Here is a 12,170-nt window from a genome sequence, read left to right as displayed (position 1 = left end):
ACATGACATGAGCAGCTATCGCATCGCCCTCAACTTCGAAGACGGGGTGACCCGCATCATCGACTGCGGTCCCAAGGAAAAAGTCCTGGACGCGGCGTTCCGTCAACGCATCAACCTGCCCATGGATTGTTCCGACGGCGTGTGCGGCACCTGCAAGTGCCGCGCCGAAAGCGGGCAGTACGACCTGGGCGACGACTACATCGATGATGCGCTCAGTAGCGACGAAGCCGAGCAAGGCCTGGTGCTGACCTGCCAGATGATCCCGCAATCCGATTGCGTGGTCGCCGTGCCGGTGGCCTCCACCGCCTGCAAGACCGGCAGTGCCAAGTTCAACGGCAAGGTGGCCGAGGTCACCGCCTTCGGTGAGGCGGCCTTCGAACTGGTGCTGGAGGTGGCGGCCGACGCACCGGCTTTCCTGCCGGGGCAATACGTCAATATCGCGGTGCCGGGCAGTGGCCAGCATCGCTCGTATTCGTTCAGTTCGCCCTCGGGCGCCACGCGCATGAGCTTTCTCATCAAGAACGTACCGGGGGGCCTGATGAGCGGCTGGCTGAACAAGGCCGGCGCCGGTGACGCGCTGGAGATGACCGGCCCGCTGGGCAGTTTCTACCTGCGTCCGGTCAACAAGCCCGTGCTGATGCTGGCCGGTGGTACCGGTCTGGCGCCGTTCCTGGCAATGCTGGAGGAGATGGTGCAGCAGGGTGTGCAGCATCCGGTCCACCTGATCTATGGCGTCACGCGCGACCAGGACCTGGTACTGGTGGATCGTCTTGAAGACCTGGCCAAGCGCTTGCCCGGGTTCAGTTTCACCACCTGTGTGGCCGATGCCGCGACCACGCATCCGCGCCAGGGTTACGTGACCCAGCACATGCCGGCCGAGGTACTGCACGATGGCGCAGTCGATGTCTACCTGTGCGGTCCGCCGCCGATGGTGGAGGCGGTGCAGAAGCACTTCCAGTCGCAGGGCTTCGCCCCGGCCAGCTTCCATTACGAGAAGTTCGTCACCAGCCAGCCGGTGGCGGTGGCGGCATGAGCGCAGCGCTCACGCGTGGACGCTTCGCGGGCAAGGTGGCCGTCGTCACCGGCGCGGCCCAAGGCATCCTGCAGGGCGTGGCCATGGGCATCGCCGCTGAAGGCGGCCAGGTCGTGATGGTGGACCGGGCCGACTTCATCCATGACGTTGCGATGCAGGCACCGGACGGACGGGCTACCGGCTGGGTCGCCGACCTCGAAACCTATGCCGGCGCACAGGCCGCGATGGCGCGTGCGATCCAGCTGCATGGTCGCATCGACCTGCTGGTCAACGGCGTGGGTGGTGCCATCCGCATGCGGCCCTTTGCCGAATTCGAGGCCGCCCAGATCGATGCCGAGATCCGCCGTTCGCTCATGCCCACCCTCTACGGCTGCCATGCCGTGCTGCCGCACATGCTGCGGCAGGGGCGGGGCACCATCGTCAATGTCTCTTCCAATGCCACGCGCGGCATACGCCGGGTACCCTATTCGGCGGCCAAGGGCGGTGTGAATGCCATGACCATGGCACTGGCGATGGAATACGGTGAACAGGGCATCCGCGTGGTGGCGACCGCGCCCGGTGGCACGCAAGCACCGCCGCGCCGCGTACCGCGCAATGCGGAAGGCGACAGCGTACAGGAACAGGCGTGGATGCAGCAGGCCGTGCAGCAGGTCACCGATTCCACCTTCTTCAAGCGCTACGCCACGTTGCAGGAGCAGGTCGCGCCCATCCTCTTCATGGCCTCCGATGAGGCCAGCTATATCACCGGGGCGGTGCTGCCGGTGGCCGGTGGTGACAACGGCTGAGCCGCTTGTCCCTCTACACTGAAACGGAGAAACCATGTCTGAACGCCAGGCCATCATTCCCAAGGGAATGGAAGATGTCTACGAAAAAATCGGTTATGCACCCGGCGTATTGGTCGGCGATGTGCTCTACGTTTCCGGCCAGATCGGACGCGGTCCCGACATGCAGCTGGTGGAGCCGCGCGAGGCGCAGATCGTGCAGGCCTTCGAGAATCTGAAACGGGTGGTGGAAACCGCCGGCGGCACCCTGGACGACATCGTCGACCTCTCCACCTTCCATACCGACATGCGCGACCTGCCCTTGTTCATCAAGGTCCGCAACCAGTACCTGAGAAGCTATCCACTGCCTGCCTGGACCGCGACCGGTGCCCACATGCTGGGCGGTGGGCCGGGCTACCTCATCGAGATCAAGGCGGTGGCGCATCTGCGCAAGAAGGGAACTGCCTGATCGACATCGAAAAACGGCAAGGCAACGCTGGAAATCGCAAGAAAAAAGCAAGGCATAACGACACATAACAACGCCAATCCTGCAAGACAAACGACAACGGAGGAGACCCCATGAAAACCCAGGAAGTGAGCCAGATCATCGATGGCGCGCGTTTCACGCAATTCCACTGGATGGTGATGTGCCTGTGCGCATTGCTGCTGGTGTTCGACGGTTATGACCTGTTCATCTACGGCGCCGTGCTGCCGGTATTGATGAAAGAGTGGACCTTGTCACCCGTGCAGGCAGGTGCATTGGGCAGCTATGCACTGTTCGGCATGATGTTCGGTGCCTTCATCTTCGGCCCCCTGGCCGACCGCATCGGCCGCAAGAAGGGCGTGGCGATCAGCTTCGTGCTCTTCAGCCTTTCCACCTTCGCCAGCGGCTTTGCCAGTTCGCCCAACGAGTTCGGCATCTTCCGCTTCCTGGCCGGGCTGGGTTGCGGCGGTCTGATGCCCAATGCCGTGGCCCTGATGAATGAATACGCCCCCAAGCGCCTGCGCAGCACCCTGGTGGCCATCATGTTCAGCGGCTATTCGCTGGGTGGCGTGTTGTGTGCGGGCCTGGGCATCTGGATGCTGCCCCGTTTCGGCTGGCAATCGATGTTCTTCGCTGCGGCCGTGCCGCTGGTGCTGCTGCCGCTGATCCTGTGGAAGCTGCCGGAATCGGTCGGCTTCCTGCTGCGTGCCGGCAAGCAGGAGCAGGCGCGCGCCATGCTGGCGCAGGTGGCGCCGCACGCCGCGCCTGGTGCCGATGTACAACTGGTGCAAGGGGAGGCCAAGCCCTCTGGCGCACCGATGCTGGAGCTCTTCAAGCAGGACCGCACCGTGGGCACGCTGATGATCTGGATCGCCTTCTTCTGCTGCCTGCTGATGGTCTATGCACTCGGCTCCTGGCTGCCCAAGCTCATGGCCAGCGCCGGTTACAGCCTGGGTTCGTCGCTGTCCTTCCTGCTGGCGCTCAACTTCGGTGGCGTGGTCGGCGCCATCGGCGGCGGCTGGCTGGGTGACCGCTTCACCCTGCCCAAGGTGGTGGTGAGCTTCTTCGCGGTCGGCACCGTCGCCATCGCCCTGCTGGGGTTCAACAGCCCCACGCCGGTGCTGTACCTGCTCATCATCGTGGCGGGCGCGACCACCATCGGTACCCAGATCCTGTTGTATGCCAATACCGCCCAGTTCTATCCGCTGGCGATCCGTTCCACCGGTCTGGGCTGGGCTTCCGGTGTGGGTCGCTCGGGTGCCATCGTCGGCCCCTTGCTGGGGGGCGCACTGATGGCGGCGGCGCTGCCGCTGAGCATGAATTTCCTGGTCTTTGCGATTCCCGGCCTGGTGGCGGCGCTGGCCTTCGGCATCTTCCTGCTGCGCTATCGTCACGGGCAGCGCGCCGTGGCGGCCGAGGCGACATCGACCGTGTCGGCTGCCACGATCTCGCGCAGCGTTTAAGCTAGTCATTCAAGCCGGTTCGGCGCCCCGGAGCATCGCTCCATCGGGCGCCGGACCTTTTCCCTTTTGTACGCTGGTGCGGTTGCCTCTGCAAGGAAGCTTCAATGGTTCAACGACAAGGCTCGCTCACCGCCTGGGTGGCGGGGTTTCTGGCAGTACTGATCTCCTATGCCGGCCCGCTGGTGATCTTCGTGCAGGCCGCCCATGCCGGCCAGGTGCCGCAGGCGCAACTGGTGTCCTGGGTGTGGGGGATTTCCATGGGGGCGGGCGTGAGCGGGTTGCTGCTCAGCTGGTGGTTCAAGATGCCCATCATCACGGCCTGGTCGGCCCCGGGCACGGCGCTCTTGCTGAGTCTGTTTCCCGCCATCGGCATGCCGGAAGTAGTCGGCGCCTACCTGATGGCCGCCGTGATCTTGATCGTCATCGGCGTGACCGGCTACTTTGAAAAAATCCTCGCCGTCATCCCCAAGGGCATCGCCGCCGGCATGATGGCCGGCATCCTGTTCCAGTTCGGGGTACAGGCCTTTCGCTCCAGCACCAATGCCCCGCTGATGGTTTCGGCCATGCTGGGCGCCTATCTCGCGGGACGCCGCTGGTGGCCGCGCTACGGCATCGTGGTGGTGGCGTTGACCGGTTTTGCGGTGGCCTTCGCCAGCGGCAGGACCGAACTCGGCGTGTTGCACCTGGAACTGGCGCGGCCCGTCTTCATCGCCCCGCACTTCAGCGTGGGCGTGTTCTTCAGCCTGACGGTGCCGCTCGTGCTGGTGAGCCTGACCGGCCAGTTCCTGCCGGGCATGGCGGTGCTGCAACTGGCGGGCTACCATCCGCCCACGCGCGTCGTGGTCACCGGGACCGCGCTGGCCTCGCTGGTGACGGCCTGCTTCGGCGGCATCACCATCGTGCTTGCCGCCATCACGGCGGCGCTCTGTACCGGCAAGGATGCCCATCCCGAGCCCGGCAGACGCTACGTGGCCGGCATCGCCAACGGCGTCTTCTATCTCATCGGCGGCACCTTCGCGGCATCCATCGTGACGCTCTTTGCCGCCTTCCCCAAGGAACTGATTGCAGCCCTGGCCGGGCTGGCACTGATCGGCGCCATCGTGTCCAACATCCGCCTGATGAGCGAGGACGGCATCCACGCCGAGCCCGCCGTCATCACCTTCCTCGCTACCGCGTCCGGCATGACCCTGTTCGGACTGGGTGCGGCCTTCTGGGGCGTGGTCATCGGCATGGCTGCGCACTGGCTGATCGGCCGCCCCACACAGAAAAAATGAACACAAGGAGACCCCCGATGAAATCGCCGCATGATGTCTTCGATCCGCTGGCCCGCGAGGTGCTGGCCGTGGCGCCGGGCCGCGCGCATGACCTGGCGCGCCTGCGCTTGCTGGCGCACGTTCACGCTGCGCCGACCGTGACGGTGGTCGGCAAGTACAACCACGGCAAGAGCCGACTGCTCAACGAACTGATGGGGCGCGACGTCTTTGCCGTGGCCGACCGGCGCGAGACGGTCACGCTGTCCGAGCATCATCATGCCGAACTGCGCTGGCTGGATGCACCGGGACTGGATGCCGATGTCGCCCTGCAGGATGACAACCACGCCCAGGAAGCCACCTGGCTGCAGGCCGACGTGCGTCTGTTCGTGCATGCGGCCAAGGAGGGCGAACTCGATGCGGCCGAACGTCAGCTGTTGCAGGCTCTGCGCGCGGACCAGCAGCGCACGCGGCGACAGACCCTGTTCGTGCTCACGCAAGTGGACCAGATGAGCGACGAAGACCAACTGACCAAGGTCAGCGCCGCCATTGTTGCGCAGGCGCCGGGGCTCACCCTGCATCCGGTATCCTCGACACGCCATCGCAGCGGCGTGGAAGGCGGAAAATCCCTGCTGCTGCAACGTAGCGGCATCCCTGCACTGCAGGCACTGCTGCGGGAGGTGGTGGAGCAGGTCCCGGGCGCTCGCCAACATGAACGCAGCTTGCTCTTCACGGAGATCGGCCAGCAGCTGCTGCAGCAGCAGGCTGCGCTGGAGAGCGGGCTGCAGACACTGTGCCAGCGCCAGCAACAACAACGCCAGGATTTTGAACAGGGACTGCAGGCCGTGCTGGAAAAAGTGCATCAGGACCTGCTGCCGGTCGTCGAATTTCAAGGGGATGATCCTGCCCTGGTGCCCGATACCGCCGCCGACGAATTCAAGCTCACCGCAGGCAAGCGTGAACGGGCGCGCATCCATGTCGCCTATTCCCGCGCCTGCATCGCCATTCGTGCGCACCTGATCCAGCATGGCGTGGAAGGTCTGCCGGCCAGTCAGCAGACCTCGGTGGCCAGTCTGGATACGGTGATGGTGGCCGTGCTGGGCATCTCCATCAAATACCGGGCCGACCTGCGCCGCCGTTTCTGCGAACCGGCAGGGCAGGCGCAACTTGCGCAATCCTTCCTGCATTACTACGAACTGTCCGAAGATCGCCAGGCCCTGCAGCAGCAGATCGCCAACAGCCAGTCCGATCTGCACGCGCACGCCCGCGCGCGGCAGGCCCTGGCGCGGCTGCAAGACGGGGAGGGCGCATGAGCCGCGAAGAACAGCGTTTCATCGATGCCATCGGCCGCACCGGCCAGGGCGAGGCCGACCTGCAGCCGCTGCTGACGGCGCTGCGCGACTGGCTGGCCGCGCTGGGCCAGGCACTGGCGCAAGCGGCGCTGCCCGGCGGCGGCTTGCAGTCTGTCTGCCCCATGGCGCGCCGCATCGCCGCCTTGCAGGAAGACCGGATACGGCAGGCACGCCGCCGTGAAGAACAATGGATTGCGCTCGCCCCCGCACGCGCGCTGGCCCAGCGCTTCGAGGGCAAGCTCATGCTGCTGGTGTTCGGCAAGTTCAATGCCGGTAAAAGCTCGCTATGCAACTTTCTCGCGCAGCGCTTCGGCCAGCGCCACCAGACGGTGCAGTATTTCCATCTGCAAGGCGGGCTATTGGTGGAGAGTGAAGTTCCTTTCCCTGAAGGCGCCACCGAAACCACGGCACGCCTGCAGGGCGTTTGCCTGGGCCAGGGCCTGGTACTGCTCGACACCCCCGGCCTGCACTCGGCCACCGACGAGAATGCGGCGCTGACGCAGCGTTTCCTCGACAGTGCCGATGCCGTACTGTGGCTGACCAGTTCGACTTCGCCAGGACAAGTCCAGGAGCTCGATGAACTGGCGCGCGAACTGCGCCGTGGCAAGCCGCTGCTGCCGGTGCTCACGCGCAGCGACGTGATCGATGAGGATGAGGTGGACGGGCAGATCGTCAAGATCCTGCGCAACAAATCCGACGCCAACCGCGCCGACCAGGAAGCCGACGTGCGCGCCCGCGCTGCCGACAAGCTGCAATCGCTGGGCGTGGCGGTGCATCAGTTGAAGACGCCGGTGTCGGTCTCCGCGCATGTGGCCAGGACCGCCGGTGCCGATGCCCAGGCGATGCAGGGGGCCGGCTTCGAGCGCCTGTATGCGGCGCTCGCCGAGTTGCTGGCGCCTGCCCTGGCCTATCGCGACCGCAAGCCGGCAGAGGTCCTGCTGCATCATCTGCAGGAGGATGTGCTGGCGCCCCTGCAAGCGCAGACTCTGCCCGCGCTGCAGGGCTTGCAGCAGCTGGTGCAGGATGAACTGGATGCACTGCCGGCCCGGCGTGTACGCATCGTGCAACTGGCCTGGCGCGAGGTGATGCCGGGTCTGCCGGCCCTGCTGGAGCAGCATGCCGCCAGCGATGAGGTGGACGCTGTACTGGCCAGCCTGCAAGCGCAACTGATGTACGCCTTCGAACGCCACGCGCGCGCGGTACTGGACAGCCATGTGCTTCCGGCACCGGTACCGGTGGCATTGGTTCTGCCTGCCGGAAGCGGCTATGAACGCGTGGCCGAGGATCTGCCGCCGTCCTACGAAAAACTGTATGAGGCGATCGGACAAAGTGTACTGGCCGTGCTGGAGGAACTGGCCGATGAAGTGGCCAGCTACTGTACTGCCAGGATGGCCGCACTGTCTGATGCAGTGTCCGTGCAGCGGGCGCTGATCGAAGAGCATGCGCGGCGGCTGGCGCAGCTGGAAGAAGATCTGCGTCAGCCACAGGCCATGGCGGCGCGCTGACGTCGCTGTCTGGCGAGATGGCGGCTCGCCTGGAATCTTTTGGCGTGTTAAGGATCGCTTAATTTTGTCGACCTACAGTAAAGCATCGACGGTCAGCTCAGCAGTGGGCTGGCCCCGACGCTGCGCCATGGAGCGGCAGCACTTTCATCCTGAACCACGACAAGGAGCCATCATGGACATCACCAAGATCACCGCCATCAGTGCCATCGTCTTCGGCCTCGCCGGCATGGCTGCGCCATTGACCTACGCCCAGGACATGCAGGGCACGGTCGCCTACATGAACGGCGGCATCGGTGCCGGCGAGCAGGCCAAGCTGCGCGAGGCGGCCAAGGACTACAACCTGCGCCTGCTGTTTTCCGAAGCCAAGGATGGCGCCTACGTCAGCAACGTCAAGCTCGATATCACCGATCATCACGACAAGAGCGTCTTTCATCTGCCCAGTGCCGGCCCCATGACCAACCTCAAGCTGCCAGCGGGACAGTACCAGGTCACCGCCATCTACAACGGCGTCAAGAAGACCAGCAAGGTCAGCGTGGGTGAAAAGCCCGTCTCCTTGAGCTTCAACTGGGTGCATCAGGATAACTGAGTCCGCCTTCCCCCTTGGCCAGCCTCGGCCACCCCTCAATACCTGCCTGAACGCCGCCACCCTGCGCCATGAGCGCGGTGGCGGTGCTCGCGCCTGGTCGGCGTGGTCATGGTGCGGCAAGGATCCGGAAACGGGGAGGCAAGGCGTCATTGTGCCCAACTTTGGGCCGACATGCGGCCAAGCAAGACCAGGACTATTGATGGAACGCCAACAAGGCAGCGGCTGAAACGCCCGGCATCCCCTCCGCACCCAAAAAAATTAATGTTTTACATTTCATAATGTTTCCACCCGGCCAGTTTGGGATATCCTTGCCTGGCAAGGGTTTGCGGGCTTGCGTTGCCGTTTCGGCATACCATGTTTCTTCATTTTGAACTGGTCGCCAGGCCAGCGCACTCCTAGAATCGACCGCATGCAGGGCGGCGGTCACTGGAAGGCCAAGGGGTTGGCACCAGTCTTGCTGGTACGCATCAGGGGGCAAGCCGGACGGTCAGGGAAAGTCCGTCTTTCGGGGCGCCATAGTCAACATGGTTGGGATGGAAAGAAGCATGATCAAGAACATACGTATCGGCTCGCGTCTGGGGGCGGGCTTTGCCGTGGTGCTGGTGTTTTCCATGGTGGTTGCGGCGGTGGGCATCTGGCGCCTCAAGACGGTGGCCTACCAGACGCAGGAGATGATGGATGTGCCGCTGAAGACGGAACGGCTGGTGTCGCAATGGAATACCTTGCTGCTCATCGCCATCCAGCGCACCACCACCGTGGTCAAGAGCCATGATCCCGAGCTTGAAGCCTTCCTGGCCAAGGAAGCCGCCGCCTCCAGCAAAGAGTCCGCGCAAACCTTGAAGAGCGTCGAGCAACTGCTCAACAGCGAGGACGAGAAAAAACTCTTCTCAACCATCAACGTGGCGCGCAAGCAGTTCCTCACCATCCGCGACCAGATCTATGCGGCCAAGAAGCTGGGCGATGCGGCCAAGGTGGAGGAGCTCTACCAGCAGCAATACGTGGGCATTGCCAACCATACCCAGGCCGCCATGCGCGCCTTGCTGGATTTCGAACGGGCGCGCATCGATGAGATCTCCGCCGACATCGCCCGCGATGCCGCCAGCAGTCAATGGCAGATCTTCGCGCTGGAAGTCGTGATCCTGATCTGCGGTATCGCCTTTGCGCTGCTGCTCACACGCAGCATCACCCGGCCGGTACATGCGGCGCTGGCCATCTCGCAACGCGTGGCCGCCGGTGACCTGACCTCGCGCGCCGCCCCCATGGGCCGCGACGAACTGGGCCAGCTGGTAGCTTCGCTGCAAGGCATGAGCGAGCGACTGCATGGCGTGGTCTCCACGGTGCGCCTGGGGGCCGACAGCATCGCCGTGGCCTCGGGGCAGATCGCCAATGGCAACCTGGACCTGTCGGCGCGCACCGAAGAGCAGGCCGGTGCGCTGGAAGAAACGGCCGCCTCCATCGAGCAGCTCACCTCCAGCGTGCGTACCAATTCCGAGAACGCGCATCAGGCCAATGACCTCGTCAAGACCGCTGCGTCCATCGCCGGCCAGGGCGGGCAGGTGATGCAGGAGCTCATCGATACCATGGGCAACATCAATACGTCGTCGCGCAAGATCGTCGACATCATCGGTGTCATCGATGGCATCGCCTTCCAGACCAACATCCTCGCGCTCAATGCCGCCGTGGAAGCGGCGCGTGCAGGCGAACAGGGACGCGGCTTTGCCGTGGTGGCATCCGAAGTGCGCGCGCTGGCGCAGCGTTCGGCCTCGGCCGCCAAGGAGATCAAGCAGTTGATCGATGACTCGGTCTCCAAGGTCGATGCCGGCAGCGGCCTGGTGGAGCGCGCGGGCAAGACCATGCAGGAAGTGGTGGGCAGCGTGAAGGGCGCGCATACCCTGGTGGGCGACATCAGCACCGCCAGCCGCGAACAGGCCGAAGGCATCCACCAGGTCAACCAGGCAGTGGCCCAGATGGATGGCGTGACCCAGCAGAATGCGGCGCTGGTGGAGCAGGCTGCGGCCGCGGCCAAGTCGCTGGAAGACCAGGCGGCGCAACTGAAGCGGGCGGTGGCTTTCTTTGCCTTGCAGGCCGCGTAAGCCAATCGCAGGCAACAGGAAACACCGACAAGGGCCGCAGCATGCTGCGGCCCTTGTCATGCAGGCTCAGGAAATAGGGTAGAGGGTCGAGGGAAGAGGGAAGATCAGGACAGTTCAGCAGCGATCAGGCCGCCCTGAGAAATTCAGGCCCGAAGTCCATCAGCACATCGCGCACCAGCGTTGCCGTGCTCTGGCAGCCGAGCTTGTCCTTGACGCTGGCGCGATGCACGTCCACCGTCTTGACGCTGATGTTGAGGTCGCGCGCGATGAGCTTGCTGGACTGGCCCATGATGACCTTCTCCAGGATCTCGCGCTCGCGTGCCGTGAGCGTTTTCAGGCGCGCCTTCAGTAGCTGGCGGCGCTCGCGCGCCTGCATGTTGCCGGCCACGTGCTTGAGCGTCATCTGGATGCGTTCGAGCATCTGCTGCGAGTTGTAGGGCTTTTCCAGGAAGTCGACCGCGCCATTGTGCAGGGCGCGCACCGACATGGGGATGTCGCCATGCCCCGAGACGAAGATCACGGGGATGTCGGCCCCGATTTCCTTGAGGCGATCCTGCAGCTGGAAGCCGCTGATCTCGGGCATGCGCACATCCAGAATCAGGCAGGACAGGCTGTTGGCGTCATAGGCCTTGAGAAAGGCCTCGGGACCCTCGAAGCATTCGGTCCGGATATTGACCGAGCTCAGCAGCCAGGCCAGCGAGGTCCGAACGGCCTCGTCATCGTCGACGATGTAGACCACCGGCGGGTTGGTTTCCATCTGCACTCCTCGTCTCGTCAAAATGGAGCCGGCTTGCACCGGCACTATTTCCGACCCTCTCGATGTCTTGATGGTCTGGTCGGCACAAATCAAATCCTTGCGCTTTGACTTATGCAAAAAACAGGCCTGAAATTCTTGGGGTCAGCGCCACTGTAACACCCTCCTCCTGACGATGGTCTAGGTATTTTTACCTAGATCTTTTGCCGCAATCCCCTGTGGGGCGGGCGTGTGGCCCGGATTGTCTGCACCATGCTCATGCCTTAACCTGCTGTCATCGAGCGCCGTGCTTCATCGGCGTGCATCACAGGGAGATTCCATGCACAGCACCGCCATCCAGAAAGAAAAAACCGCCGCACCCATCGCCCGCGCCGCCCTTGCGCCCGAGCAACTGGAATTTCGCAATGCCATGGCGCATCTGCCGGCGGCGGTGTCCATCATCACCACCGATGGCGAGGGAGGCCGTTGCGGCATCACTGCGTCGGCGGTCTGTTCGGTCACCGATACCCCGCCCACGATCCTGGTCTGCATCAATCGCGGCAGTGCCATGCACGACGTGTTCAAGAAGAATGGTCGCCTGTGCGTGAACGTGCTCTCCGACGAGCTGGAACAACTGGCCATGCACTTCTCCGGTGCCACCAAGGTCCCGATGGAAGAGCGCTTCGGCTGGGATATCTGGGAAGAACCCGGCGAACTGGGGCAGCCGGTGCTGGCCGACGCGCTGGTCAAGCTGCAGGGACGCATCCGCGAGTTCAAGGAGGTGGGCACGCACTCGGTGATGTTCGTGGAGCTGGCCGAGGTCAAGGTCAATGAGAAGAAGGACAGCCTCATCTACTTCAACCGGCTGTTCCACAAGGTCAAGCGTACGGCGCTGTAAATTCTTTACCCG

Annotated in this window: 11 protein-coding genes; 10 read left to right on the top strand and 1 reads right to left on the bottom strand. The window is 63.9% G+C overall.

Features of this window, described 5'->3' with window-relative positions; all coding sequences use genetic code 11:
- Window positions 1-7 precede the first annotated feature (7 nt).
- From benC to HNO82_RS13520, 9 genes are all read left to right on the top strand, one after another.
- Window positions 8-1,033: a benzoate 1,2-dioxygenase electron transfer component BenC gene (benC, locus tag HNO82_RS13560; RefSeq protein WP_175344078.1), complete on the top strand. Its 1,026-nt coding sequence runs from the start codon at window positions 8-10 to the stop codon at window positions 1,031-1,033.
- On the top strand, window positions 1,030-1,818 hold the full coding sequence (gene benD, locus HNO82_RS13555) for a benzoate diol dehydrogenase BenD (protein WP_008326695.1): 789 nt from the start codon (window positions 1,030-1,032) through the stop codon (window positions 1,816-1,818). The genes benC and benD overlap by 4 nt, the downstream gene beginning before the upstream one ends.
- A gap of 34 nt (window positions 1,819-1,852) precedes the next feature.
- Window positions 1,853-2,263, top strand: a complete 411-nt coding sequence (locus HNO82_RS13550) for a RidA family protein (protein ID WP_175344077.1) — start codon at window positions 1,853-1,855, stop codon at window positions 2,261-2,263.
- A gap of 110 nt (window positions 2,264-2,373) precedes the next feature.
- A complete protein-coding gene (locus HNO82_RS13545) occupies window positions 2,374-3,741 on the top strand; it encodes an MFS transporter (protein WP_008326697.1) in 1,368 nt (455 codons plus the stop codon).
- Window positions 3,742-3,845: 104 nt separating this feature from the next.
- Window positions 3,846-5,015 (top strand): benzoate/H(+) symporter BenE family transporter, encoded by a 1,170-nt coding sequence (locus HNO82_RS13540; protein ID WP_175344076.1) that lies wholly within the window; start codon window positions 3,846-3,848, stop codon window positions 5,013-5,015.
- 17 nt (window positions 5,016-5,032) lie between these two features.
- Complete coding sequence (locus HNO82_RS13535) at window positions 5,033-6,304, top strand: GTPase (protein ID WP_175344075.1); 1,272 nt, start codon at window positions 5,033-5,035, stop codon at window positions 6,302-6,304.
- Window positions 6,301-7,848 (top strand): dynamin family protein, encoded by a 1,548-nt coding sequence (locus tag HNO82_RS13530; protein WP_175344074.1) that lies wholly within the window; start codon window positions 6,301-6,303, stop codon window positions 7,846-7,848. Before HNO82_RS13535 ends, HNO82_RS13530 begins: the two co-directional genes overlap by 4 nt.
- A gap of 172 nt (window positions 7,849-8,020) precedes the next feature.
- Window positions 8,021-8,434, top strand: coding sequence for a hypothetical protein (locus HNO82_RS13525; RefSeq protein WP_175344073.1), 414 nt, complete (start codon window positions 8,021-8,023; stop codon window positions 8,432-8,434).
- A gap of 545 nt (window positions 8,435-8,979) precedes the next feature.
- On the top strand, window positions 8,980-10,527 hold the full coding sequence (locus HNO82_RS13520; RefSeq protein ID WP_175344072.1) for a methyl-accepting chemotaxis protein: 1,548 nt from the start codon (window positions 8,980-8,982) through the stop codon (window positions 10,525-10,527).
- Window positions 10,528-10,651: 124 nt separating this feature from the next.
- Here the strand turns inward: HNO82_RS13520 and HNO82_RS13515 are convergent, their stop codons facing one another.
- Complete coding sequence (locus HNO82_RS13515; RefSeq protein WP_008326707.1) at window positions 10,652-11,284, bottom strand: response regulator transcription factor; 633 nt, start codon at window positions 11,282-11,284, stop codon at window positions 10,652-10,654.
- A gap of 316 nt (window positions 11,285-11,600) precedes the next feature.
- Between HNO82_RS13515 and hpaC the strand changes: the two genes are divergently transcribed.
- The gene (gene hpaC, locus HNO82_RS13510) at window positions 11,601-12,158 is read left to right on the top strand and encodes a 4-hydroxyphenylacetate 3-monooxygenase, reductase component (RefSeq protein WP_175344071.1); all 558 of its coding nucleotides are present in this window, start codon (window positions 11,601-11,603) and stop codon (window positions 12,156-12,158) included.
- The last annotated feature ends 12 nt before the right edge of the window (window positions 12,159-12,170 follow it).

The organism is Herbaspirillum sp. C9C3 (genome assembly GCF_013359625.1).
In the GTDB taxonomy this organism is placed as follows: domain Bacteria; phylum Pseudomonadota; class Gammaproteobacteria; order Burkholderiales; family Burkholderiaceae_D; genus Herbaspirillum.
Note: the sequence above shows the minus strand (reverse complement) of the source record. Positions and strands in the feature narration are given on the sequence as shown.

Bases quoted from the DNA above. Each gene is read 5' to 3' on its own strand.
- benC (WP_175344078.1), top strand. From the start codon at position 8: ATGAGCAGCTATCGCATCGCCCTCAACTTCGAAGACGGGGTGACCCGC.
- benD (WP_008326695.1), top strand. From the start codon at position 1,030: ATGAGCGCAGCGCTCACGCGTGGACGCTTCGCGGGCAAGGTGGCCGTC.
- HNO82_RS13550 (WP_175344077.1), top strand. From the start codon at position 1,853: ATGTCTGAACGCCAGGCCATCATTCCCAAGGGAATGGAAGATGTCTAC.
- HNO82_RS13545 (WP_008326697.1), top strand. From the start codon at position 2,374: ATGAAAACCCAGGAAGTGAGCCAGATCATCGATGGCGCGCGTTTCACG.
- HNO82_RS13540 (WP_175344076.1), top strand. From the start codon at position 3,846: ATGGTTCAACGACAAGGCTCGCTCACCGCCTGGGTGGCGGGGTTTCTG.
- HNO82_RS13535 (WP_175344075.1), top strand. From the start codon at position 5,033: ATGAAATCGCCGCATGATGTCTTCGATCCGCTGGCCCGCGAGGTGCTG.
- HNO82_RS13530 (WP_175344074.1), top strand. From the start codon at position 6,301: ATGAGCCGCGAAGAACAGCGTTTCATCGATGCCATCGGCCGCACCGGC.
- HNO82_RS13525 (WP_175344073.1), top strand. From the start codon at position 8,021: ATGGACATCACCAAGATCACCGCCATCAGTGCCATCGTCTTCGGCCTC.
- HNO82_RS13520 (WP_175344072.1), top strand. From the start codon at position 8,980: ATGATCAAGAACATACGTATCGGCTCGCGTCTGGGGGCGGGCTTTGCC.
- HNO82_RS13515 (WP_008326707.1), bottom strand. From the start codon at position 11,284: ATGGAAACCAACCCGCCGGTGGTCTACATCGTCGACGATGACGAGGCC.
- hpaC (WP_175344071.1), top strand. From the start codon at position 11,601: ATGCACAGCACCGCCATCCAGAAAGAAAAAACCGCCGCACCCATCGCC.